The sequence below is a fragment of the Lawsonibacter faecis genome, from assembly GCF_014287675.1.
GTDB classification, from domain to species: Bacteria; Bacillota; Clostridia; order Oscillospirales; family Oscillospiraceae; genus Pseudoflavonifractor; species Pseudoflavonifractor faecis.
The window spans coordinates 13,897-37,064 of record NZ_JACOPQ010000009.1; the positions used below are offsets into that span (position 1 = coordinate 13,897).

Sequence of the window (23,168 nt, forward strand, 5' to 3'; positions counted from 1 at the left end):
TGGTATCACTCCTGTTTCAGCATACTTTGCAGACGCCTGCTCTCCAGTTTATAAAATCTGATCTTCTTTTTCCTGCAGTAATTCAGCAGATAAGCTCTGAATTCCGCCTCCCGTCCATCCGTGAGGCAGGCCTTTGGCAATACCAGCCCCGCCTGCCCCTTAGGAGCGGAAAACCCAATCTCCATCCTGCTGTGGAGCAGGAATATCCGCTCGCTCTCCTCCACCTTGCACAGTTTCCGACAGTCCCAGGTACCGAGTTCAGTTCCGTCTATTTTTAAGTGGCAGAGGTCTCCTTCAAAGACCATCGTCTGAATCTGCCTGTGCCGCTGCTCCGACGGTGTCAGGCCGCTGTAGCGCAGCCACTTCAGCCTGTTCCTCACGGAAAGGCCGCTCCATACATACCACATGGAGCAGACACATACTGCCGCCAAAATGGCGGTGACCACGGTCAGTCTCATATCACCCACCATAAGCCCGACCAACAGGCCCGTAAGACTCAAGCAGAAAAAAACCGTATAGCCGACACATTCCGCCTTGAAGTCCCGCACGTAGGGAATCAGCGCGGATTGCTCCTCAGCGCGCTCAAACTGCGACTGGGTGCCTTCAAATAGAAACAGCTCCACAGTGCACTCCTCCCGACAAAAAACGCCCTGAGCCTCTCGGCTCAGGGCGAACAAAAGTCCGTGGTACCACCTGGGTTCGGGCAGAGACTGCCCGCGCTCAACGCCCATAACGGGGGCTTGCCGCCGGTCCTTACTCCCATTCGGGACCGAAGCTCCGGGACCACCTTCCACGCACCCCCTCGGGAAGCCTTTCACCAACCGGCTCCTCTCTGCGCCTTGCGGGGCGTGTACTCCTTCCCATCGTCGCTTTTCGCTTGATAGTGCTACTTAGTATATCCACTTGTACGCCAATTGTCAAGGGAAAGACAAAATGGACCCTATTTTTATCGCAAGACCCTCCATGCGGTGAACGCCGGGCACAGGACGGCCCAATGACGCCCGGGCAGCGCGGCTATTCTGCCCGGGTGACAACCTCCGCCCAATCTGTTACAATGGAAGCGATATGTTGAAAGGAGCGGGAACATATGTCGAAGATCAAAAACGAGGCCAGGAATCAATTCCCCCTGGTCACCGCCGTCCGGGGCCAGCTGGAGCAGCGGGCCGCGTGGCTCTACCTTCTCTGCGACGAGGGCCGAAAGCGGGGGCTGAACCCCAGGGACTTCGGCTCCGCCGCCATCAGGCGCTGCGGCCTGGGCCAGGGGAGGCACCTGGTCAGGGAGGGGGGCACCGACAGTCTCAAGGGCCTGCGCAAAACCCTCTTCACCAAGCCCGCCCAGTGGATGTTCGAGATGAAGGTCATCCATTCCACCGACGACGAGCTGGAGCTCCACTTCCACTACTGCCCCCTGGTGAAGGCCTGGCAGAAGGCCGGCTGCTCCGACGAGGAGATTAGTATGCTCTGCGACATCGCCATGTGCGGCGACCGGGGCATCGGCGAGGCTTACGGCTGCGAGCTGGACCTGCCCAAGACCATTGCAAACGGCGACGACATCTGCCATCTGCGCTACCACAAGAAATAGACGATTCCGGAGGATAAAATGGACAATGAAATTCTGCTGCAGGAGCCCTGGCTGAGGTGGGCCATCGAAATTCAGAGTCTTGCGCAATGTGGGCTTACTTATACGAAGGACCCGTATGACGCCGAGCGGTATAAGCAGCTCAGGAACATCTCGTCGGAAATGCTGAGCTATAAAACGGGTATTCCCACCGATAAGGTCAAGGAAATCTTCTGCAGTGAGAGCGGGTATCAAACACCGAAGCTGGATACAAGGGCCGCCGTCTTTCAGGAGGGAAGAATTTTACTTGTCCACGAGAACAACGGCACATGGTCCCTGCCCGGGGGTTGGGTGGACGTGCTGGAGTCGGTCGGCTCCAACACGGTGAAGGAGGTCAGGGAAGAGTCCGGCCTGGAGGTAAAGCCGGTGAAACTCATTGCCGTTCAGGACAGAAACAAGCACAATACGCCGCCCTACGCCTACGGGGTGTGCAAGGTATTCGTCCTCTGCGACACCTTGGGCGGGCGCTTTACCAAAAACATCGAGACCACTGAAACCGGTTACTTCTCCATGGATGATCTCCCCCTTCTCGCCGAAGAGAAATGCACAAGGGCGCAAATCCGGATGTGCTTCGATGCATTTGAAAGCCCCCGTTGGGAGACTTTGTTTGATTGACCCAGGCTCTCTCCCTCCGCACCCGGACCAAAGCTAAACAGAAGGAGTACATACGCCTTGAAAACCGTGACCAACCGGACCATCGCCGCCTACTGCCTGCCCCAGTTTGCCGTGGGCCTCTTTACCGCCATGCTGAACAACTACCTCATCTATTTCTATCAGCCCTCCAGAGAATCGGGCTTGCCCACCCTCATCACCCAGGGCACGGTGATTCTGGGCGTCCTGACGGTGGTGGGCTTCGTGAAGGCCATCGGCCATGTCTTCGACGCCGTCACCGATCCGCTGGTGGCCTCCCTCAGCGACAAGAGCCGCAGCCCCGACGGCCGCCGCATCCCCTTTATGAAATGGGCTGCGGTGCCCTTCGGCCTCTCGGCCCTGCTCATTTTTTGTGTGCCCCAGAGTGCGCCCGGGATGGTCAACAACCTCTGGCTGGCCGTGTTCCTCTGGGCCTACTACCTCTTCTACACCCTTTACATGGTCCCCCAGGAGGCCCTTCTCCCCGAGATGATCCCCGCCGAGGGCCAGCGGGTCAACGCCTACACCATGCGCTCCTTCTTCTTCGTCACCGGCAGCGCGGTGGGATACGTCACCCCCCTCATTGTCAGCGGCCTCAAGAAGGCCGGGCTGCCCCCGGTGTGGGCCTGGCGGTGCACCTTCGCCCTCTTCACGGCGGTGGGGATTATCCTGCTGCTGGTGCCCGTCTTCACGATAAAGGAGAAGGATTACGTCCGCTCGGTCCAGCCCACCGTCTCCCTCAAGGAATCCATCAGGCACGCCTTTGCCAACAGGCACTTCCGGGCCGTGACCCTGGGGCAGCTCCTGGAGGGGACGGGGATGTCCTTCTTCCAGGCCTGTATTATGTACTACGTCACCAGCCTCATGGGTCTGCCGGAGGAGGCCTCGGTGGCCATTCTGGCCGTCTCCATCGCCGGGTCCCTCCTGCTCTACCCCCTGATCAACCGCTGGGCCAAGCGCAGGGGTAAGCGGCTGCCCATCCTGCTGGGCTGCGCCGTCTTCACGCTGGCGGAGTTCGCCATCTGCTTCAGCGACGCGCTCCCCGGCAGCCCCATGGTGATGGCCCTCATCTTCGCGGTCTTCGTCTCCTTCCCCTTCGCGGTGCTCAACATCCTGCCCCACTCCATGATGGCCGACGTCATCCAGTACGACACCATCACCACCGGCGTGAACCAGGAGGGCATTTTCAGCGCCGCCAAGAGCTTTATCACCAAGCTGGGCACCTCCCTGGCCATTATGATCGTCCCCTCCCTCACGGTCATCGGGGCGGCTGCGGGGGAGAACATCGGCCGTCTGGGTCTCAAGCTCACCGCCGTGGCGGGCGGACTATTCTGCCTGGGGGCCATCATCGCGTTTCTCCGCTATAACGAGCGGGAGGTGCTGGGCGTCATCCGCGCCCACCGCGCCGGGAGGAAGGAGGGGAATTAAGCCGTGATCGCAATATGGACCGTTTTGGCCCTGGCCGCCCTCTTCCTGCTGACGCTTGTCTTCAACGCTCTGCGGGCGGGGCTTCGCCGCCCCAGGCCGGGAAGCGGACAGCCCCCCGTCCCGGAGAACATCCGGGACGGGTACGCCCATGGGCTGGGACGGATGATCGCCTGCGCCACCGTCTCCCACAGGGGGGAGTATGACGACACGGAATTTGCCAAACTCCGGGACACGGTGCGCGCACTCTTCCCCCGGTTCCACGCCCGCGCGGAGTATCGGGTATTCGGGGAGGACTGCTGGGTGTACCGCATTCCCGGCGCGGACGGCGCCCGGGCGGTGATGCTCATGAGCCACCACGATGTGGCCGAGGCAGGCGACGCCGGGGCGTGGGACCATCCCCCCTTCTCCGGCGAGGTGGCGGACGGGGCGGTTTGGGGCCGGGGCGCGGTGGACACCAAGGGGCCGCTGTACGCCGAGCTCCAGGCCGTGGAGGAGCTGCTCGCGGAGGGATGGACGCCCCCCTGTGATTTTTACCTGGCCTCCTCTCACAACGAGGAGATCGCCGGGGACGGCATCCCCCTGGCCGTAAAATATTTTCAGGAAAAGGGCGTGACCTTCGACTTCATTCTGGACGAGGGGGGCGCGGTCATCGCCCCGCCCATGCCGGGTATCTCCCAAAAATGCGCCATGATCGCCGTCCACGAGAAGGGCCGCTGCTCCCTCGGCTGCAGGGCGGAGGAGTCCGCGTCCCACGGCGGACTGGCGGGCAGGAGCGACACCCCCGTTATGCGAATGGCGAAGTTTATGATCGAGATGTCTGCCCGGCCTCCCTTCCGGCGCAGGCTCTACCCCGAGGTGCGGGCCATGTTTACCCAGCTCTGCCCCTATATGTGCTTCCCGCTGCGGCTCGTTTTCGCCAACCTCTGGTGCTTCTCCCCCCTGCTTCTCAAGCTCATGCCCAGGCTGAATCCCCAGGCCGGCGCCATGGTGGGCACCCTCTGCGCGTTCAACAGCGTGGAGGGCTCGGCGAAGGCACAAGCCTGCAGCGCCGAGGCCTTCCTCCGCTGTGTGCGGGAGGAGGACTTGAAGGCCGATCTAGCGGCCTTCGAGGCCGCCGCCGGGAGATACGGCGTAACGGTGGAGCGGGGCGGCGAGTACGAGTACCACGCCCCCGCCGATTTGAGCAGTCCCGCACTGGCATACGTAAAGGAGTGCGCAGCGGCCGTCTTCCCCCAGTGCGCCTGCGCGCCCTTCCTCCTCCCGGCGGGTACCGACGCCCGGCACTTCTCCGCCCTGTGCCGCTCGGTCCTCCGCTTTGCACCCATCGATCTGACGCCGGATCAGTTCGCCAGCGTCCACGGAAGAAACGAGAATCTGGACGTCAAGGCCCTGGCCGACGCGGTGGTCTTTTACAAGTACCTCCTGGCGCATCTCATGTAACGCGGCGGGCGGAAATACGGCTGAACGCAGGAGGTAAGGACGGCTTATGACGCAACTGCACTTTGCCGCCAGGGTCCCGATTACCAGAGGTTGGTCTAAGGACCGGAAATACTGTGTCACGAAAGAGGACGGGGTAAAGTATCTGCTCCGCATTTCAGCGCCGGAGCGGTATGAGTCCATAAACTCCCTGTTTACCATGCTGAGGCAGGCGGATGCGCTGGGGATTCCCATATGCCGCCCGGTGGAGTTCGGCGTCTGCCGGGAGGGGGTCTATTCCCTGTATCACTGGATAGACGGCGTGGACGCGGAAGACGCGGTTTTGCATCTGCCCAGGGCCGAACAGTACGCCTTAGGGGCGGTGTCGGGAAAGATTTTAAAGAATATCCACTCCATCCCCGCCCCCGCCGGGCAGGAGAATTGGTATACCCGCTTCTGCCGCAAGTATACAGCCAAGATACGCATGTACCGCGATTGCCCGGTGAAATACGAGGGGGGAGAAAAGCTGATCTCCTACCTGGAGTCCAACCGTGAGCTGCTGCGAAACCGGCCCCAGTGCTTTCAGCACGGCGACTATCACATTGGAAATATGATGCTGGAACGCGGCGCACTGGTGGTTATAGACTTTGACCGCTTCGATTTCGGGGACCCCTGGGAAGAGTTCAACCGCATCGTGTGGTGCGCTCAGACCTGTCCGCCCTTCGCCGTGGGACAGTTGGAGGGGTATTTCGGCGGCAGGCCGCCGGAGTCGTTTTTCGCATTGCTGGCCTTCTACATCGCCAGCAACACGCTATCCTCCGTACCCTGGGCCATGTCCTTCGGAAAGGAGCAGGTGGAGGTCATGCTGCGGCAGGCCCGGGAGGTGCTGTCCTGGTATGACGGGATGCGAACCACAGTTCCCGCATGGTACTCCACATATGATCACAGCTCATGAAAGAAGCCTCTGAACCTTGGTTCAGAGGCTTCTTTTTACGTCCGTGCTTCGTAGACATATTCGTAGGACGGAAAGGTCCGGTCCAGCGATTTGGAGTCGTACGTCCCCTCCCCCTCCAGCACAAAGCCGCATTTCTCAATCAGCCGTCTGGACGGCTCGTTCTCCTGAAAGCAGCAGGCGTAGATATGTCTGACGCCCCGGGTGGGGAGGTATTCAAGCAGCTTCCCCACCGCCTCCGCCATCAGGCCCCGGCGCTGGTAGTCCCGGTGCAGCACAAACCCCAGCTCCCTGGTGTCCGCCCTGCCGTTTTCCGAGTCCGGGTGGGCGGCGATATGGCCGATCACCTTCCCGCTCTCCCGGTGCTCGACGGCGAAGATGTCCGGGTTTCTCAGATATCTCTCCAGCACCCGCCGGGATTCGTCCACCGACCCGTGGTGCCGCCACCCGGCCATCTCGCCCACGCCGGGCTGGCTGCTGTACTCATGCAGGTCCCGGAGGTCTGCCGCCCGGAAGGGCCGCAGCAAGAGCCTGCGCGTCTCCAACTCCATGGGAACGCCTCCTCTTTTTATGCTGAGTCATCCAGGCTGCCCCCGGACTTCTTCAGAACCAGAGAAATATCGCCGGGAGACCTGACGGCGGCGACGCGGATGCAGGTCCGCCGCCGCGTTCAGCCCCGCCATATTGGCAGCGCCGACTGCCCCTTTGGGTCCAATACTGCGCAGTTTTGTAGTCCTACCATGAAACCCACATAAAAAAGCCCTCCAAGCTGATATTCAATGTCATTCAATTCAGTGCTTTCCCGTTCATCTGTCATTCAAACACGGCGCGCTGAAACCCTTGAGTAAATGACATTGAACCAATATTGGGGGGCTTTTGGGGGTTATGAGAGCAAAATGCGGTCGTTATCCAGCCCTTTTCCCACATTTTCCTTAAATTGAACCAGCAGTTCTTCCACGGTCATGTTTTTCCGCGCCTCGCCGCCCACGTCCAGAACGATGCGGCCGGAGTCCATCATGAGGGTGCGGTTGCCCAGCTCCAGGGCGTTTTTCATGTTGTGGGTAACCATGAGGCAGGTGATGTTTCCGCCCGCCACAATCTCCCGGGTGAGGGTGAGCACCTTGTCGGCAGTCTCCGGGTCCAGGGCGGCGGTGTGCTCGTCCAGGAGGAGGAGATCCGGGGGGACCATGGTGGCCATCAGCAGGGCCAGGGCCTGCCGCTGTCCGCCGGAGAGCAGGCCCACGCTCTGGCGCATCCGGTCCTCCAGGCCCATGCCCAGCCGGGCGAGCTGCTCCCGGAAGGCGGCCTTGTCCGCCTTGCTGACCCGGCTGAAATAGGCCCGCTGGCTCTTGCCCGCACGGAGGTAGGCCAGGGCCATGTTCTCCTCAATGGTCATGTGGGGCGCGGTGCCCCGCATGGGGTCCTGGAAGAGGTGCCCCATCTGGCGGCTGCGGCGATACTCCGCCTCGTAGGTGATGTCCCGCCCGGCCAGGGAGATGCTGCCCTGGTCGGTGATGAAGCCACCGGCGATGGCATTGAATAGGGTGGACTTGCCCGCGCCGTTGGAGCCCACGATGGTTGCGAAGTCCCCCCGCTCCATGTGGAGGCTCACGCCGCTGAGGGCCTTCTTCTCGTTGACGGTGCCGGGGTTGAAGGTCTTGGAGATATTGACGATGTCAAGCACGGTGGTCCCTCCTCTCGGCCAGGGCGGCGTGCTTTTGCTTCTCAAAGCCGATCCAGCGCTTGATGGCGGGGGCGGCGATGGCCGCGCCCACAATGATGGCGGAGACCAGCTTCATGTACTCGGCGGGGAGGTTGGCCCGGAGGGCGGCGGCATAGATGATGCGGTAGATGATGCTGCCCGCCAGCACGCCCAGCACCCGGCGGACCATGGAGCCCTTGCCGATGAGGGTCTCGCCGATGACCAGGGCGGCCAGACCGATGACTACCATGCCGGTGCCCATATTCACGTCGGCGCTGGAGGTGGACTGAACCACCAGCGCCCCGGAGAGGCCGGTCATGGCGTTGGCGAGGCAGAGGCCCACGGTGATGGTGAAGTTGGGATTGATGGAGGAGGCCCGGACCATGTCCTTATTGTCCCCCGTGGCCCGGATGGAGAGGCCCAGCCGGGTGCCCAGGAACCACACCAGGGCGGCGCACATGGCCAGCACCACCACGGCGCAGACCACCAGCTTGGTGGCGCTGCCCAGGCCCAGGCCCTCCGCCAGTGAGAAGATGGTCTCCCTGCGGAAAATGGAGCGGTTGCTGGAGCCCATAACCATCAGGTTGACGGTGTAGAGGCCGATATTGGTGACGATGCCCGCCAGTATGGAGGGCACGGCCAGCTTGGTCTGGAGGAACGCGGTGATGAAGCCCGCGGCGGCGGCGGCGGCCATGGCCGCGGGGATGGCCAGGATGGGGTGCCCCGCCAGACAGACCATGGCTGACACGGCGCAGCCCAGGGTAAAGGAGCCGTCGGTGGTAAGGTCGGCAATGTCCAGAATGGAGTAGCTCAGGAAGAGCGCCAGGGCCACCGGGGCATAGAGCGCTCCGGCCTCCAGGGCGGTCTGGACGATGTAAAGCATAGGGGTGATGCTCCTTTCATAGACGCATCTCCCGCCCCTGACAAAAGTCAGGGGCGGGAGATGCGGGAGTTAACGTGAATAACGGCAGGTAAAAGCACGCAGCCGCTTATCTGCTTTGAGGCCGGCTTTTTCCGTTTTCACCCTCGTTTCATTACTCCTCGGTGGTCTGCACCTCAACAACCTGCCCAGCCAGGGTGGAGAAGACCGAGTAGTCCGCGCCCAGGGCGGCGGCGGTCTCGGTGTTGACGGTGATGATGCCGCCGTCCATCACATGGTACTCGGGAACGGCGCCGGTCTGGAGGATGTCCAGGGTCATGTCGGCGGTATAGGCGCCCAGGTCGCCGTAGTTCACGCCGCTGGTGGCGAAGGCGCCGTTGCGTACGAAGGAGTCGGCCCCGGTGTAGTGGGGGACGCCTGCGCCGGCCAGGATGGGGGCGATGGCCAGCTCGGCGGCCATGACCACATTGTCGGTCGGAGTGAAGACGGCGTCCACCTGGTCCAGCATGGAGTTGACGGCGGCGATGACCTCATCGTTGGTGTTGCCGGTCTTCTCCACGTAGCTGATGTTCTTGCTGTCCAGATACTCCTTGGCGTCGGCGATGGGCACCACGCTGTTGTCCTGAGAGTTGGAGTAGAGCAGGCCCACGGTCTTCACGTCCGGGTTCAGCGCCAGCATCATGTCCAGGATGAAGGGGGTGTTCAGCGCGTCGCTGGTGCCGGTGACGTAGTCGATGCCGGTGAGGCCGCCGGTCTCGGGGTCGCTGACGGCGGCGTAAACGACGGGGGTCTTGGTCTTCTCGGCGGCCACCACCATCTGCTGGGCGGCCAGGGTGCCGATGGGGATGATGGCGTCATAGCCGTCTGCCACCACCTGGGCGCCGATCTGGCTCAGGAGCGTGGGGTCGTTCTGGCCGCTGAAATCCTGGTAGGTGACGCTCACGCCCAGCTCGGCCGCCTTGGCGTCCAGCTCGGCCTCGACAGCCTCGCGGATCTCGTCCATGGAGGCGTGGTCCAGCTGCTGGACCACGGCGATTTTATAGCCCGCGCCGCCGTCCTGGCCCTGCGCGCCCCCATTCTGGGAGGGGCTGGGGCTGGCGGCGTCCCCGCCGGAAGGGGCGGCGGAACAGGCGGCCAGGGAGAGGGTCAGGGCCATTGCGGCGGAGAGGGACAGGATTTTCTTGAGATTCAGCTTTTTCATGGTGTTTTCCTCCATTAGTTTGATTTTTGGGCGGCGGATGGAGGGGCCGGTGCCGGCGGCCTTGCTTGGAAGCGGTCCAATGCAACAAAAAAAGCGCCCTCATCCCATTCCTGGGACAAAAGCACTGCGCTTCTGCGATACCACCCAAATTGGCGCCTGCGCGCCCACTCGCTTCACGTACCATCATACGTGCCCGGTGGATAACGGGTGGGAACCCGTCGGCATCTACTGGGTCCTGGGACCGTTCAAGCCGCCCTCCGAAGTCCATTCACCGCCCGCCTCAGACCCCGCTCACACTCTCCGGGGCTCGCTTTGCATCCGCTTATGGCCGCTACTTCTCTCCGTCATCGGTTTCAAGTATTGCTTTGTTGTAATGCATTATACGTATGCCGCCTCCATTTGTCAACCACAAATTTCAAGGCGCTCCCCGCAGGGGCGGCCCAAAGGCCGCTCCCTGCGGACTTATCCGAACCCTGCGGGAAGCGTTCAGCCCGAGAGGCGGGACTGAGTCCGCCTCTCCGCGCGGTCTGCTTCAGCCCTCGCTGGGCTCGGGGACCGGCTTCTTCCGCAGGAAGGAGAATTTGGTCTCCGAGCAGATGACCGCCACAAAAATCAGAACAAAGCCGGCGACCAGCTGGAGGGACACAGGGTCGCCGTAGAAAATCACCGAGCAGAGCACGCCGAAAACCGACTCCAGGGAGAGAATCACCGCCGCGGAGGAGGGCTCGGACCAGAATTGGCCCACGTTCTGGAACAGGAGCGCCACAGTGGTTGCCATGACGGTGAGGTAGAGAAGCTGGACCACCATATCCGTGTTGAAGATGCTCAGCGGGGGCGGCTCTTGGAAGAGAAAGCCCAGAATCCAGGCGAAAAGCGCGGCAAAGGCAAACTGGAAGACGGTGAGGAGGTAGATGTCCTTTCCCGGCGAGACCTTGGCCACCGCCACGATGTGGCTGGCGTAGAAAATCGCGCAGCAGAGGGTCAGCGCATCCCCCCAGGTAATGGAGAAGTCCCCGTTGAGGGAGACGAAGCCCACCCCCGCCACGCAGAGGACGGCGGCCATAATATTGAACTTATCGGGCCGCTTCTTCGCCACCAGCCAGTAGAGGAAGGGCACGATGACGCAGTACACCGCCGTCAGAAAGGCGTTTTTGGAGGGGGTGGTCCCCGCCAGTCCGAAGGTCTGAACGGAGTAGGCCAGGAAGAGGAGCGCCCCCATCACGGCGCCCCGCCAGACGTAGTCCCCTGTGAGGTTCTTCCACTTTTTCCAGCAGAGCAGGGCCAACAGGGCCGCGCCGCCGGTAAACCGGATGGCGAGCAGGAAAAAAACGGGGATACTATCCACGGCCCCCTTCATGATGAAGAAGGAGGACCCCCAGATAAAGGCTGCGATGAAGAGCATGGGCTTTGCCATGCGGCGCATAACGGTCTCACTCATGGGTTGTTTCGGCTCCTTAAGTATGTTAAGATAGAACATCAGTACAGTTGAGGTGGACGTATGGCGAAATTACTGCGTGATTTTTATGACCGGCCCACGCTGGAGGTGGCCCGGGATCTGCTGGGAAAATATCTGGTGCGGGTGCAGGAGGGCGAAAAGCTGGTCTGCCGCATCACGGAGACCGAGGGGTATATCGGGCGTATTGATAAGGCCTGTCATGCTTATGGCTACAAGCGCACCAAGCGGACCGAGACCCTCTTCGCCCCGCCGGGCACGGCGTACATCTACCTCATCTACGGCATGTACGACTGCCTGAACTTCGTGGTGGAGCCCGAGGGCGAGCCCTGCGCGGTGCTCATCCGGGCGCTGGAGGCCCGGCATCACGGCGAGCGCATCGCCCGCAACCGGTACGGGTGCGGCATGGCGGAGATGAGCGCCTACCAGCGGAAGAACTTTCTCAACGGGCCGGGAAAGCTCTGCAGGGGGATGTCGCTCACCAGAAAGGAAAACGGCCTGGATCTGACCGGCGGGGAGCTCTATGTGGTGGAGCGCCTCACCGACCTGGGGCTTCCCCCCTGCCCCGGAGACGGCGCGCCCTTTTCCATCCGGACGGGCAGGCGCATCGGCATCGACTACGCGGAGGAAGCCGCAGATTTTCCATGGAGGTTTTGGATTTGAAGCTATTTGATTTGGACGGCACGCTCATCGACTCCAACGGGGTCTGGATCGATATCGACGTGGCCTTTCTGGAGAAGCGTGGGCTCTCCTACACTCCGGAGTACAGCGCCGGGGTCGCCCACGCCATTTTCCCCACGGCGGCGAAATTCACCAGGGAGTATTTTCAGCTCCCGGACAGCCCGGAGGACATTATGGCCGAGTGGCTGGAGATGGCCCGCCAGGCCTACGCCGGCGAGATCCCCCTCAAGCCCTTTGCAAGGGAGTACCTGGAGCAGGAATTTCAGAAGGGGGAACCCCTTGCCATCGTCACCGCCTGCGTGCCCGACCTCTGCCGGGCGGTGCTGGCCCACCACGGCCTGACGGGACTTTTCAGGGAGATTGTCTTCGCCCATGACATCGGCATGGAGAAGCGGGACCCCCGGTTTTTTGACAGCGTGATCGCGCGTCTCGGCGTGACCGCGTCCGACTGCACCCTGTACGAGGACGCGCCGGACAACTGCGCCGCGGCCAAGGCCGCGGGCATCCGGGTCGTGGGCGTTCACGACGATTTTTTCGCCGGAAGCGAGGGGGAGATCCGCGCCGTCAGCGACAGGTACATCATGAACTTTGGGGAATTGATGGATGAACCGCTATCATAACAGAGCTGCGGACCGCCCGCCGGGCGGTCCGCTTTTTTATTGAGAAATGGCGTCCAGCGCCGCCTGACGGGCGTGGAGCAGGGTGGTGTCGAAGAGCGGAACCGTGGTATTCTCCTGGCCGACCAGAAGGCCGATCTCGGTACAGCCCAGAATGACGCCCTGGGCGCCGGCGGCGCCCAGGGAATCAATGATGCGCAGAAACTTCGCCCTGGACGCGGGCGAGACGACGCCCAGGCAGAGCTCGCGGAAAATCACGTCGTTTACCAGGACCCGGTCCGCCTCTCCGGGAATCAGCACCCGGACGCCGGCATCGGTCAGCACTTTTTGATAAAAGTCCTGCTCCATGGTGTACCGGGTGCCCAGCAGGGCCGCGGTCTCCACGCCCCGGGCTTTCAGCGCCCGGGCGGTGACCTCGGCGATGTGCAGGACGGGCACGCCGCAGCGGGCGGAGATCTCGGGCGCCACCTTGTGCATGGTGTTGGTGCAGAGGACGATAAAGTCGGCGCCCGCCCGCTCCAGCGCCCGGGCGGCGGCCGACAAAATTTCGGCGCTCCTCGCCCAGTCCCCGCTGGACTGACAGGCCTCAATCTCGTCGAAATCCACGCTGTAGAGGACGCACTTGGCCGAGTGGAGGCCCCCCAGCCGCTCCCTCACCACGGTATTGATGATCTGATAGTAGGTGACGGTGCTCTCCCAGCTCATACCGCCGAGCAGGCCGATGGTTTTCATGGCGTTCTCTCCTCAAACATTATCCGTGTCATGCTGCGCTTCGGATATATGGCCGGAGCGCCGGGGTACGCGCCTCCCGAGCGCCTATCCTCCGCACTTCTCCATATGGGCCGCCGCCGACTTGAGCATCAGCCGCTTGGTGCCCACATTATCGAAGGCGATCTCCACAAGGGCGTCGCCCCCCATGGGGGTGAGGGCAGTCACCATGCCGCGGCCGAAGGCCTTGTGGGTCACCATGTCCCCCTTCTGGAAAGAGGGCAGGGCCCCTCCCACCTTGCCCGGTCCGCCGGTGGGGCGGCTGGCGGTGGGCTTGGCCCCGGCGGCATAGCCGTGGGTGGTGCTGCTGCCAACGGAGTAGCCCCGGTCCCCCTGGAAAATCGCGGCGGCCTTCCGCCGCTCGGCGGCGGTGGGCAGGACCCGCTGGCCCTCGCCGTCGTTCTCTGAGAGGAAATTCCTGCCCGACTTCTCCACAAACGTCTCGGGAATCTCTCCCACGAAGCGGGAGGGCCGGTTGGCGCTGGTGCGGCCGAAGAGCATCCGCTGGGCCGCGCAGGTCATATAGAGCTTCTCCTTGGCGCGGGTCATGGCCACGTAGCAGAGACGGCGCTCCTCCTCCATCTCCTCCATCTCGCCGATGGCGCGGATGCCGGGGAAGATGCCCTCCTCCACGCCCACCACGAATACCACGGGGAACTCCAGGCCCTTGGCGGAGTGCATGGTCATCATCACCACGCAGTCCTCGTTGGGGTCGTGGTTGTCAAGGTCCGTATAGAGGGCGATCTCATCCAGGAAGCCGGAGAGGCTGGGCTCCTCGGCGTTTTCCAGGTAGCCGTTGATGGAGGTAAGCAGCTCCTGTACGTTTTCCAGGCGGGTGCGGTCCTCCACGGTGTTTTTCTGCTCCAGCATGACGGCATAGCCGGTGCGCTGGACCAGCTCCTCATAGAAGGCCGGGAGCTCCAGCTCTCCGGAGAGTCTGCGCAGCTCCTCCACCATGTCGGTAAAGGCGGCCAGCTTGGCGGCGGACTTCTGGAGCTCGGGGTAAGCCCGGGCGCGGCGCACCACCTCCCAGAGGGAGCGGCCCTCCTGGGCGGCGATGTTCTGAGCCCGCTCAATGGTGGTGGCGCCGATGCCCCGGGGGGGATTGTTGATGATGCGCTGCAGGCGCAGGTCGTCTCCGGGGTTGTTGACCACGCAGAGGTAGGCCAGCATATCCTTGACCTCGGCCCGGTCGAAGAAGCGGATGCCCCCGATGATGCGGTAGGGGATGCCGTTGCGCTTGAAGGCGGTTTCGATCTGGTTGGACTGGGCGTTCATCCGGTAGAGGATGGCGTGGTCCTTCCACTTGCGGCCGGCGGAGTAGCCGGAGAGAATTTGGGCGGAGACGAACTGGGCCTCGTCGTGCTCGTTCATGGCCGTGTAGCAGTTCACCTTGTCGCCCTCGTCGTGCCGGGTCCACAGCTCCTTGCCCTTGCGGCCCTGGTTGTTCTTGATAACGGCGTTGGACGCCTCCAGAATATTCCTGGTGGAGCGGTAGTTCTGCTCCAGGCGGATGACCCGGGAGCCCTTGTACTGCTGCTCGAAGGAGAGGATATTCTCAATGGTGGCGCCCCGGAACCGGTAGATGGACTGGTCGTCGTCCCCCACCACGCAGATGTTCTCATACCGCCCGGCCAGGGTGGAGGCCAGGAGGTACTGGAGGTTGTTGGTGTCCTGATACTCGTCGATGAGGACGTAGCGGAACTTGCGCTGGTAGTACTCCCGCACGTCCTCGAAGCCCTGGAGAAGGCGCACGGTGAGGAGGATGATATCGTCAAAGTCCAGGGCACTGGCCTCCCGGAGACGACGCTCGTACTCGGCGTAAACCTTGGCGATTTTCTGCAGGCGGAAGTCTCCGGCCTTGTCGCACTCCTGCACATAGTCGGCCCCCGACTTCATGGCGTCCTTTGCCCGGGAAATGTACCCCAGGATGCTCTTGGCGGGAAACGCCTTGTCGTCCAGGTTAAAGTCCTTGATAATGTCTTTCACCACCCGCTCGGAGTCGGCGCTGTCGTAGATGGTGAAGGATTTGTTGTACCCCAGGCGGTCGATATCCCGCCGGAGGATACGCACGCAGGCGGAGTGGAAGGTGCTGGCCCAGATGTCGTTCGCCTCAGGACCCAGCATCCGCTCCAGCCGCTCCTTCAGCTCCCCGGCGGCCTTGTTGGTGAAGGTGATGGCGATGATGGACCAGGGCACCGCGCTGTCCAGCTTGCAAAGCCGCTCCTGACGCTCCTTCTTTTCGGGCGCGGGGTCTTTTATGTAGTCCTCAAGAAAGGCGAGATCGTCCTCGGTGACCCACTCGGGCACGTCGTCCGCGTCGGAGCCGCGGCCGTACTTCATCAGGTTGGCGATGCGGTGGATCAGCACCGTGGTCTTGCCGCTTCCAGCGCCCGCCAGCAGCAGCAGCGGACCCTCGGTGGCCAGGACGGCCCTGCGCTGCTCCGGGTTCAGGTTTTGATAGTCCAGCTCAATGGCGGCGCGCCGGGCCTTGCAGAATCTCAGTTCCAGTTCGTGTTCCAGCATGAGTTCACCATGTCCTTTTCTCTATTCGCAGTACTTTTTATTGTATCTCATTCCCGTGAATAGGTCAACCACTCATCTGCCCGTTGTTCCACCCCCTCCTCCAGGTCTCACTGGTCTCATTGAAACACGCCCGGCCCCGTGGTAGAATAGAGCATCCTGTATAGGAGGCGGTGAGCTCTGCCATGAGACTGATACGAGGTAATTGCCCGGTGCAGTAGCGGCAGATTGCACTGGGATGACGTCCGATAGCTGCTGCCGGTTAACTGCACCGTTCAAAAGGACCGAATTTTGAAGGGAGTAGTTAAAATGAACGCTTTTAAATTACAGGACCTCTGGCGCTCCGAGGAAAAAACCGCCCATATCCATGGCTGGGATTTCTCCCATCTTGCCGGCCGCTTTACGGAGGAGACCGACTTGCCCTGGGACTATGGCTCGCTCGCCCGCTCCCGCCTGAGGCCGACCGACCGGCTGCTTGACTTGGATACGGGCGGCGGCGAATTTTTGCTGGAGCTCCGCCACCCCTATGCCCTGACCAGCGCGACTGAGGCGTATCCGCCCAATGCTGCCCTTTGCCGGACGGTTCTGACGCCCCTTGGTATTGATTTCCGGGAGACGGACGCCGCCGGACCGCTTCCCTTTGCCGACGCATCCTTTGACATCGTCCTCAACCGGCATGGGCGCTACTGTATTTCAGAGCTGTACCGCATACTGAAGCCCGGCGGGCTCTTTTTGACCCAGCAGGTGGGTGAGGACAACGACCGTGAACTGGTGGAGCTGCTGCTGCCCGGAACGGCGAAGCCCTTCCCCGGCATGAATCTCGCTGAACAGCGCGCATGCTTTGCCGCCCAGGGCTTCACCATCCTCCGCGGTGAGGAGGCCTTCCGCCCCATCAGCTTCTTCGATGTGGGCGCGCTGGTCTGGTTTGCCCGGGTCATCCCCTGGGAGTTTCCCGGCTTTTCCGTGGACGCATGTCTGGACCGTCTGCTGTACGCGCAGCGGCTTCTGGAGACCCGCGGCTCAGTGGACGGCACGATCCACCGCTACCTTATCGAGGCACAAAGGTAACTCGCATCCAGGTTTTCTAAAAATCTCCGCAGGGCAAGCCTGGCAGAGCTGCGTCGTCCGCGCTTTTCCTTGCCTTTTCACCGAAAACCATGTATACTACTCAAGCTGACTTTTACACTTTAAATAGGCGAGCGGCGTTCCCGTCTTTTTTCAAATCCAACGTCTTCGGAGGTATCTGCAATGGCGCAAGACCACTCCTGCCCGGCCCGCAGCGGTAAATTCAACAGCTCCATCGGCTTTATCCTGGCCGCCGTCGGATCCGCCGTGGGCATGGGCAACATCTGGCTCTTCCCCTACCGCATGACCCAGTGCGGCGGCGGGGCGTTCCTCATTCCCTACTTCATCTTTGTGGCCCTGTTCAGCTACTGCGGCCTCTCAGGCGAGTTCGCCCTGGGCCGCCTCACAGGGACAGGCACCATGGGCTCCTTCGACTACGCCCTCAAGTCCCGCGGAAAGCGCGGCGGGAAGCTCATCGGCGTCATGCCCCTCCTGGGCGTGCTGGGCATTGCCATCGGATACTCGGTGGTGGTGGGCTGGGGCCTGCGGTACACGGCGGGGGCAATTTCCGGCTCGATTCTGGCGGGGAACGCCCAGAGCTTCTTCGACGGCCTGGCTGTTTCCTTTGGCTCCATCCCCTGGCACCTCATCGCCATCGGTCTGACGGTGGTCATCCTGGTCTTCGGCATCTCAGCCGGAATTGAAAAGATCAGCAAGTTCATGATGCCCGCGTTCTTCATTCTCTTCCTCATCATCGCCGTGCGGGTGGCCTTTCTGCCCGGCGCGTCGGAGGGGTATAAGTTCCTCCTTCTGCCCGACTTCTCCAAGCTTCTGGAGCCCATGACATGGGTCTACGCCATGGGACAGGCCTTCTTCTCCCTGTCCATCAACGGTGCGGGAATGCTGATTTACGGCAGCTACATGAAGAAGAGCGAGGACATCATCCACCACTCGGTCATCACCGCCCTGCTGGATTCCCTGGCCGCCCTGCTGGCCTCCTTCGCCATCATCCCGGCGGTCTTCGCCTTTGGCATCTCCCTGGACCGCGGGCCCTCCCTCATGTTCGTCACCCTGCCCCAGGTCTTTCAGCAGATGCCCGGCGGGCGGATTTTCGCCATTCTCTTCTTCGTGTCCGTGTTCTTCGCGGGCATTACCTCTTTGATGAACATGCTGGAGGCCTGCTCCGCAGCCCTGGAGAAGAACGCGCGCCTTCCCCGCTGGACCTCTATCCTCATCGTGGGCGCGGTGGTCTTCGGCGTGTCGGTCTTCCTGGAGTCCCTGGCGGGCATGGGGAGCTGGATGGACCTCATCACCATCTATGTCGCCCCCTTCGGCGCGGTCCTGGCGGCTGTGTTCATCTACTGGGTGCTGGGTCTGGACCCCATCAGGAAGGAGCTGATGCTGGGCCGGGACAAGCCCATCGGCAGAGCCTTCGACTTCCTCTCCAAATATATCTACGTGCCCATCTCGGCGATTGTGGTGATTCTCGGCATCGCCTACGGCGGGATAGGATAAATAAACGAAAACCGGCGGACAGCCCTGGGCTGTCCGCCGGTTTTCGTTGTTCGGCCCTCCATGGGAGGGGCCGAAGGGCGCGCCGCATTTTGCTCTGCACCCCTCAGAAGGGCATTTTCTTGTCCTCCACCTGCATGGTCAGCCACTTGAGCTCGGTGAAGTCCTCCATGGAGTATCTGCCGCCCTCCCGGCCGAAGCCGCTGAACTTCACGCCTCCGGAGGGAGCGGTGGTGCCGCTGAGGAAGGTGGTGTCGTTGACGTGGACCATCCCAGCCTCCATGCGCAGGGAGAGGGACCAGGCCTTCTCCAGATCGTGGGTCAGCAGAGCGGCGGAGAGGCCGTACTCATTGTCGTTGCAGAGCGCCAGGGCGTGCTCCGCGTCCCGGGCCCGGACCACGGAGGTCACGGGGCCGAAGGTCTCCTCGTGGAAGATCCGCATCTCCGGCGTTACGCCGGACAGGACCGTGGGCCAGTACCACGGCCCCTCGTGCCTGCCGCCGGTGAGGAGCCCGGCCCCCTTTCCCACCGCGTCGGCGATCTGGCCGTCGATAAATTCCCACTTATTGGGCTGAATCAGCGGCCCGATAATGGTGTCCTCCTCCCGGGGGTCCCCCACCTTGAGGCCCTCGGCCCGGCGGACCAGCGCGGCGCAGAATGTCTCGTAAACCGGCTCCTCCACGATGATGCGGGAGGTGGCCATGCACACCTGGCCCTGGTGGCAGAAGGCCCCGTATGCGGCGATATCGGCGGCCTTTTCTGCCCCGTAGTCCGCCAAGACGATCATGGGATTTTTGCCTCCCAGCTCCATGGCCACCTTCTTCAGATCCCGTGCCGCCCGGACGGCAATGGAGCGTCCCACCGCGCTGGAGCCGGTGAACGTGACCATCTTCACCCGGGGATCGTCCACCAGCAGATCGCCGATGACCTCGCTCCGTCCGGGGACCACATTGAGCACACCGGCGGGGAGGCCCGCCGCCTCGAAGACCTCGGCGATGGCCAGGCCGATGGCCGGGGTGAGGGGCGAGGGCTTGAGGATGAAGGGGTCCCCCGCGCCGATGGCGTAGGCCAGCTTTTTGACGGCGAGAATCAGCGGGTAGTTGAAGGGGGTAATGCCCAGCACCACGCCCAGGGGTGCGCGGACCGCCATGGACACCTGTCCGGCCGCGGTGGGCTGGAGCACCTCGCCGTGAACCCGGCGGCACTCGCCCGCCGCCACCCGCAGGACTCCGGCGCTGCCCAGGACCTCGCCCCGGGCCTTGTACCGGGCCGATCCGCTCTCCGCGATCATCAGCTCCGTCAGTTCCTCCGCCCGCGCCTCCATCACATCCGCAGCGCGGAGCAGAAGCCGCTCCCGCACGTCGGGCTGGGCGCTCCCCCAGACGGCACGGGCCGCATGGGCGGCGGCGAGGGCCTTCTCCGCGTCCGCCGCTCCCGCCATATGTACCCGGGCCATCAGCTCCCCGGTGGCGGGGTTGAAATCGTCCATCACTTCGCCGTCCGTGTTGTCCTGCCACGCACCGCCGATATACAGCTTGTATTCCCTCATATATTTCTCCTTTTGCAGTTAGATACGGTGTTTTAATCAGTATACGCCTGCCTTTCTGCCTCCGCAAGGGGAAAATGGGCGCGAAAAAGCGCCCGAACAGATGTTCAGACGCTTTTTTATCAAAGCTGCTTCAGCCAGTCCTGAAACTGGTCCCACAGCTCCATGGCCTTGAATTTGACCACGTAGCCCTCGTTTTCGCCGGTAATCAGGGAGATTTCATCCTCGTCAAAGCCCCCGGCGGCGGCGGTCTCAGCCACGGTCTCGGTGACGGAGCCCAGGCAGAGGGGCGGGAACACCACGCACCACCAGTTCTGCCCCGCGCCGTCGCCGATGACCACCCGCAGTGCGGTGTAGTCGCCCGCGGGGAGGGCGAAGTCGGTGTAGGTCTTGGTGGGAAACCAGACCTTCTGCTCCAGGGAGGCGGTGACGCCGTAGGCATACCCCTCCTCCCCCACCACGTCTGCCCCGGCGGCGGCCAGCTCGGGGAGCCGGGCGATGATGGCGGCCTCGGCCTCCTCCCGGCTCAGGCCCTGGGCGAAGAGGTCCCCCGCCTCGGCCAGAATCCGGTCCCGGACCAGGAGCTTCAGGGCCTGATCCGCCTCCGAGTCGGAATTGGCGATGACGTGCAGGCGGATGACCTTGTCCGCCAGGGCGGTCTGCTGGCCGCCGAGCCACACGCCCAGGAGCGCTGCAAGGGCCACGCCCAGGAGGAGTGCCAGCTCCCAGCGCTTCAGCTTGTTTTGAGGACGGTTCCTGTCGGTATGCGTCATAAAATTCACCTTCAACTATGTAATGGCTACATTGTTGACAGGCCGGCGGGAAAATATACGCAGAAATAAAAAAACCGGCGGGGCAGCTCCCCGCCCCATGCCGGTTCAGATGCTTTTGGTCAGGAAGGTCTCGCGGTAGGTCTGGCCCAGGTCCTCGTAGGCCCGGCGGGCGCAGTCGCCCTCCGGGAAGAGGCCGAAAACGGTGGGGCCGGTGCCGCTCATGCAGGCGCCCAGGGCCCCGTGCTGGATGAGGGTGTTTTTAATCCCCGTGATCTCGACGGCGCGGCGGGAGGGAAATACATCCTCAAACACGTTGTAGAGCCGCCGGGCCACCCCCTCCAGGTCCCCCGCCTCCAGCGCGGAGATGATACCGGCGGTATCGGGACGGCGGCGGAGCCTCACGCTGTCCAGCTGGCGGAAGAGCTCCGGGGTGGAACTGGAGAAGTAGGGCTTGCACAGCACGATATGGCAGGACGGCAGGGGCGGGAGCGGGGTGATAAGCTCCCCCCTGCCCTCGGCCAGGGCCGTGCCGCCGTGGACGCAGTAGGGCACGTCGGAGCCCACAGCCTCGCCGATCTTCGCCAGGGCGGCGGCGGTCAGATTGGTCTGCGCCAGCTCGTCCAGGGCGCGGAGGACTGCGGCGGCGTCGCTGCTGCCTCCCGCCATACCCGCACAGACGGGAATCCGCTTTTCAATCCCGATGGCGGCGCCCCCCAGGTCCACGCCCGCGGCCTCCTGAAAGCGGAGGGCGGCGGCCGCCGCCAGATTCCGCTCGTCGCAGGGCAGAAAGGACTTGTCCGTCGAGACGGCCAGCCCGCCCCCGGTATGCGTGGTCACCCGCAGGGTGTCCGACAGGGCCACCGACTGCATCACCATGCGCAGCTCGTGGTACCCGTCCTCCCGCCTGCCCAGAACGTCCAGGGTGAGATTCAGTTTTGCATAGGCTTTCACTTCGATGGTGGGCACGATATACACCTCCGGGCGGAGTGAAACGTAAAAAATAAAAAGTGAAAAAGCATGGACGTGAAAGGGCGGATTGCCGGGGCGCCCCGCGCCCGGGAATGATAGGCCCGCTCACGTCGGCTTTTTCACTTTTCATTTTTCCTTTTTCGCTTATCGGATTTTTCTGGCTTCCAGGTAGAACCGCTTGTCGCTGGCCTCGCCCATGGAGAAGGTCTTGCGGGGGAGCACGCCGTCGTGGAGGACGGTGGGGAACAGCTCCGCCTTGCCCATGGCCCCCAGCAGGAAGCCCAGGTTGCCGGGCCGGGAGGCCAGATCCCGGGTCACGTCCTCGCCGTGTATGTAGTCGATACGGCACTTGTGCTTGATGACGTAGGCGTCCAGGAAGGCCTGGAGTGTGCCCACCGGAAGCTGCGCCTTGGGGTTTGGCACCGTGACCACCCCCGTACCGTCCCGGTGCAGGAAAGAAATCTGGTGTCCCTCGCCGGGGCCCAGATGCGCGCCGGGGTAGGCCAGCATCAGCTCCTTCAGAAGCGCCTCCGGATCCACGCCGAAGAGGACACGGTGGATGGGCTCGAACTCAAGGGACTCGTCGTGGAGGTTCACCACCTCGCACAGGGCGTATCGGGCTGGGAGGGCGTCCCACTTCTCGGGCGCGGTAAGGCGCTTCTGCCGCTCGTAGCACTCCTTGGCGGTGGCCAGGGAGTGGTTGCCGTCGCCCACCGCGAAGAGCATGACGTCCGCGCCGTCGAGTCCGTACCGGGCGTTGAAGGCTGAGCTTTCAGCCAGGGCGTGAAGGGCGGCGGCCACTCCGGTCTGCTCGGCCTCCCCCAGGAGCCAGCCCTTGATATGGCCGCCCCCCTCCATGAGGTCGAAATCGTACAGGACGTCCATATGCCCCGTGGCGGCGGCCAGGGGCTCCACCACGGTCCGCTCCCGGTCGTCGGCAAGAAGCATGGCGTGGGGCAGCTCGATGGGGGCATTCTTCCGCACGGCCACGCGGGGCGGGATGCGGGACATGACGGTGCCCTCGGTGGCGCGGATGGGGGCGGAAGATCCGGGCTCATAGTCGTACTGCTCCAGGTCCACCATGCCCACGATTCCCCGGCGGACCCTGCCGCCTGAGAGCGTCCGCTCCACGTACACCAGGGCGTGGGGCAGTTCCTTAAAGCGGCCCTCGCGGAGATACCGGGTCATGGTGTTGTTCACGTCCATGATGTCGGTCTCCACATCGGGGCCCTCCAGACAGCTCTCGGGCAGGATGAGCCGCAGGGACGACGGGGCGCTCCCAACGTAGTCCTCCACCCGCTGCCAGTACTCCGGCTGGGAGGTATACTGGTCGCAGGCCACCACGGACCACTTGGCGTATTCGCAGTTGACCGGCAGGAGAATATCGGCGGGCGAGAAGGGCAGTGCGGTAAAGTCGGCGGACATGGGAACACC

21 protein-coding genes and 1 other annotated feature are annotated in these 23,168 nt (G+C 62.9%); of the genes, 9 read left to right on the plus strand and 12 right to left on the minus strand.

What is annotated here, in order from left to right:
• Positions 1 to 5: 5 nt before the first annotated feature.
• Positions 6 to 623: a hypothetical protein gene (locus H8S62_RS11805; RefSeq protein WP_186919498.1), complete on the minus strand. Its 618-nt coding sequence runs from the start codon at positions 621 to 623 to the stop codon at positions 6 to 8.
• 39 nt (positions 624 to 662) lie between these two features.
• Positions 663 to 876 (minus strand) — a binding site (T-box leader).
• Positions 877 to 1,087: 211 nt separating this feature from the next.
• On the opposite strand from H8S62_RS11805, the gene H8S62_RS11810 reads away from it, so the two are divergent.
• The 5 genes from H8S62_RS11810 (at position 1,088) to H8S62_RS11830 (ending at position 6,047) form a co-directional block, all read left to right on the plus strand.
• Positions 1,088 to 1,582 (plus strand): L-2-amino-thiazoline-4-carboxylic acid hydrolase, encoded by a 495-nt coding sequence (locus H8S62_RS11810; protein ID WP_155148778.1) that lies wholly within the window; start codon positions 1,088 to 1,090, stop codon positions 1,580 to 1,582.
• Positions 1,583 to 1,600: 18 nt separating this feature from the next.
• Positions 1,601 to 2,233: an NUDIX hydrolase N-terminal domain-containing protein gene (locus H8S62_RS11815; protein WP_186919499.1), complete on the plus strand. Its 633-nt coding sequence runs from the start codon at positions 1,601 to 1,603 to the stop codon at positions 2,231 to 2,233.
• Between the two features lie 66 nt (positions 2,234 to 2,299).
• Complete coding sequence (locus H8S62_RS11820) at positions 2,300 to 3,676, plus strand: MFS transporter (RefSeq protein WP_341481059.1); 1,377 nt, start codon at positions 2,300 to 2,302, stop codon at positions 3,674 to 3,676.
• 3 nt (positions 3,677 to 3,679) lie between these two features.
• Positions 3,680 to 5,116 carry a M20/M25/M40 family metallo-hydrolase gene (locus tag H8S62_RS11825; protein ID WP_186919503.1) on the plus strand — a complete coding sequence of 479 codons (1,437 nt, stop codon included), beginning with the start codon at positions 3,680 to 3,682 and terminating at the stop codon, positions 5,114 to 5,116.
• A 46-nt stretch (positions 5,117 to 5,162) separates the two neighbouring features.
• Complete coding sequence (locus H8S62_RS11830; protein ID WP_155148773.1) at positions 5,163 to 6,047, plus strand: phosphotransferase family protein; 885 nt, start codon at positions 5,163 to 5,165, stop codon at positions 6,045 to 6,047.
• 35 nt (positions 6,048 to 6,082) lie between these two features.
• Here the strand turns inward: H8S62_RS11830 and H8S62_RS11835 are convergent, their stop codons facing one another.
• The 5 genes from H8S62_RS11835 to H8S62_RS11855 form a co-directional block, all read right to left on the minus strand.
• Positions 6,083 to 6,595 (minus strand): GNAT family N-acetyltransferase, encoded by a 513-nt coding sequence (locus H8S62_RS11835; protein ID WP_155148771.1) that lies wholly within the window; start codon positions 6,593 to 6,595, stop codon positions 6,083 to 6,085.
• Between the two features lie 332 nt (positions 6,596 to 6,927).
• Positions 6,928 to 7,728, minus strand: a complete 801-nt coding sequence (locus H8S62_RS11840; RefSeq protein WP_173023844.1) for an ATP-binding cassette domain-containing protein — start codon at positions 7,726 to 7,728, stop codon at positions 6,928 to 6,930.
• On the minus strand, positions 7,721 to 8,629 hold the full coding sequence (locus H8S62_RS11845) for an ABC transporter permease (protein ID WP_155148769.1): 909 nt from the start codon (positions 8,627 to 8,629) through the stop codon (positions 7,721 to 7,723). The genes H8S62_RS11840 and H8S62_RS11845 overlap by 8 nt, the downstream gene beginning before the upstream one ends.
• 151 nt (positions 8,630 to 8,780) lie before the next feature.
• Positions 8,781 to 9,827 carry an ABC transporter substrate-binding protein gene (locus tag H8S62_RS11850; RefSeq protein ID WP_186919505.1) on the minus strand — a complete coding sequence of 349 codons (1,047 nt, stop codon included), beginning with the start codon at positions 9,825 to 9,827 and terminating at the stop codon, positions 8,781 to 8,783.
• Between the two features lie 532 nt (positions 9,828 to 10,359).
• On the minus strand, positions 10,360 to 11,265 hold the full coding sequence (locus tag H8S62_RS11855; protein ID WP_243255631.1) for a DMT family transporter: 906 nt from the start codon (positions 11,263 to 11,265) through the stop codon (positions 10,360 to 10,362).
• Between the two features lie 60 nt (positions 11,266 to 11,325).
• On the opposite strand from H8S62_RS11855, the gene H8S62_RS11860 reads away from it, so the two are divergent.
• Together H8S62_RS11860 and H8S62_RS11865 are read left to right on the plus strand one after the other, a co-directional pair.
• Positions 11,326 to 11,943: a DNA-3-methyladenine glycosylase gene (locus H8S62_RS11860; RefSeq protein WP_155148765.1), complete on the plus strand. Its 618-nt coding sequence runs from the start codon at positions 11,326 to 11,328 to the stop codon at positions 11,941 to 11,943.
• On the plus strand, positions 11,940 to 12,581 hold the full coding sequence (locus H8S62_RS11865) for an HAD family hydrolase (RefSeq protein WP_155148763.1): 642 nt from the start codon (positions 11,940 to 11,942) through the stop codon (positions 12,579 to 12,581). Before H8S62_RS11860 ends, H8S62_RS11865 begins: the two co-directional genes overlap by 4 nt.
• Positions 12,582 to 12,617: 36 nt before the next feature.
• On the opposite strand, the gene H8S62_RS11870 is transcribed toward H8S62_RS11865, so the two are convergent.
• A complete protein-coding gene (locus tag H8S62_RS11870) occupies positions 12,618 to 13,310 on the minus strand; it encodes an aspartate/glutamate racemase family protein (RefSeq protein WP_155148762.1) in 693 nt (230 codons plus the stop codon).
• An 84-nt stretch (positions 13,311 to 13,394) separates the two neighbouring features.
• Positions 13,395 to 15,872, minus strand: a complete 2,478-nt coding sequence (locus H8S62_RS11875; RefSeq protein ID WP_155148761.1) for an ATP-dependent helicase — start codon at positions 15,870 to 15,872, stop codon at positions 13,395 to 13,397.
• Between the two features lie 306 nt (positions 15,873 to 16,178).
• On the opposite strand from H8S62_RS11875, the gene H8S62_RS11880 reads away from it, so the two are divergent.
• A complete protein-coding gene (locus tag H8S62_RS11880) occupies positions 16,179 to 16,937 on the plus strand; it encodes a class I SAM-dependent methyltransferase (RefSeq protein WP_186919507.1) in 759 nt (252 codons plus the stop codon).
• A 180-nt stretch (positions 16,938 to 17,117) separates the two neighbouring features.
• Entirely contained in the window at positions 17,118 to 18,449 is a 1,332-nt protein-coding gene (locus H8S62_RS11885; protein WP_186919508.1) for a sodium-dependent transporter, read from the plus strand.
• A gap of 103 nt (positions 18,450 to 18,552) precedes the next feature.
• Here the strand turns inward: H8S62_RS11885 and H8S62_RS11890 are convergent, their stop codons facing one another.
• The 4 genes from H8S62_RS11890 to H8S62_RS11905 all read right to left on the minus strand — a co-directional run bounded on the left by H8S62_RS11890 (position 18,553) and on the right by H8S62_RS11905 (position 23,159).
• Complete coding sequence (locus H8S62_RS11890) at positions 18,553 to 19,995, minus strand: aldehyde dehydrogenase family protein (RefSeq protein WP_155148758.1); 1,443 nt, start codon at positions 19,993 to 19,995, stop codon at positions 18,553 to 18,555.
• Positions 19,996 to 20,114: 119 nt separating this feature from the next.
• A complete protein-coding gene (locus H8S62_RS11895) occupies positions 20,115 to 20,765 on the minus strand; it encodes a stage II sporulation protein R (protein WP_186919510.1) in 651 nt (216 codons plus the stop codon).
• 105 nt (positions 20,766 to 20,870) lie between these two features.
• On the minus strand, positions 20,871 to 21,731 hold the full coding sequence (gene ispE, locus H8S62_RS11900) for a 4-(cytidine 5'-diphospho)-2-C-methyl-D-erythritol kinase (protein WP_173023843.1): 861 nt from the start codon (positions 21,729 to 21,731) through the stop codon (positions 20,871 to 20,873).
• A 147-nt stretch (positions 21,732 to 21,878) separates the two neighbouring features.
• Positions 21,879 to 23,159 (minus strand): DUF1015 domain-containing protein, encoded by a 1,281-nt coding sequence (locus tag H8S62_RS11905; protein WP_155148755.1) that lies wholly within the window; start codon positions 23,157 to 23,159, stop codon positions 21,879 to 21,881.
• Between the last annotated feature and the right edge of the window lie 9 nt (positions 23,160 to 23,168).

Bases quoted from the DNA above. Each gene is read 5' to 3' on its own strand.
- H8S62_RS11810 (WP_155148778.1), top strand. From the start codon at position 1,088: ATGTCGAAGATCAAAAACGAGGCCAGGAATCAATTCCCCCTGGTCACC.
- H8S62_RS11815 (WP_186919499.1), top strand. From the start codon at position 1,601: ATGGACAATGAAATTCTGCTGCAGGAGCCCTGGCTGAGGTGGGCCATC.
- H8S62_RS11830 (WP_155148773.1), top strand. From the start codon at position 5,163: ATGACGCAACTGCACTTTGCCGCCAGGGTCCCGATTACCAGAGGTTGG.
- H8S62_RS11835 (WP_155148771.1), bottom strand. From the start codon at position 6,595: ATGGAGTTGGAGACGCGCAGGCTCTTGCTGCGGCCCTTCCGGGCGGCA.
- H8S62_RS11845 (WP_155148769.1), bottom strand. From the start codon at position 8,629: ATGCTTTACATCGTCCAGACCGCCCTGGAGGCCGGAGCGCTCTATGCC.
- H8S62_RS11850 (WP_186919505.1), bottom strand. From the start codon at position 9,827: ATGAAAAAGCTGAATCTCAAGAAAATCCTGTCCCTCTCCGCCGCAATG.
- H8S62_RS11855 (WP_243255631.1), bottom strand. From the start codon at position 11,265: ATGAGTGAGACCGTTATGCGCCGCATGGCAAAGCCCATGCTCTTCATC.
- H8S62_RS11860 (WP_155148765.1), top strand. From the start codon at position 11,326: ATGGCGAAATTACTGCGTGATTTTTATGACCGGCCCACGCTGGAGGTG.
- H8S62_RS11870 (WP_155148762.1), bottom strand. From the start codon at position 13,310: ATGAAAACCATCGGCCTGCTCGGCGGTATGAGCTGGGAGAGCACCGTC.
- H8S62_RS11875 (WP_155148761.1), bottom strand. From the start codon at position 15,872: ATGCTGGAACACGAACTGGAACTGAGATTCTGCAAGGCCCGGCGCGCC.
- H8S62_RS11880 (WP_186919507.1), top strand. From the start codon at position 16,179: ATGAACGCTTTTAAATTACAGGACCTCTGGCGCTCCGAGGAAAAAACC.
- H8S62_RS11885 (WP_186919508.1), top strand. From the start codon at position 17,118: ATGGCGCAAGACCACTCCTGCCCGGCCCGCAGCGGTAAATTCAACAGC.
- H8S62_RS11890 (WP_155148758.1), bottom strand. From the start codon at position 19,995: ATGAGGGAATACAAGCTGTATATCGGCGGTGCGTGGCAGGACAACACG.
- H8S62_RS11895 (WP_186919510.1), bottom strand. From the start codon at position 20,765: ATGACGCATACCGACAGGAACCGTCCTCAAAACAAGCTGAAGCGCTGG.
- H8S62_RS11905 (WP_155148755.1), bottom strand. From the start codon at position 23,159: ATGTCCGCCGACTTTACCGCACTGCCCTTCTCGCCCGCCGATATTCTC.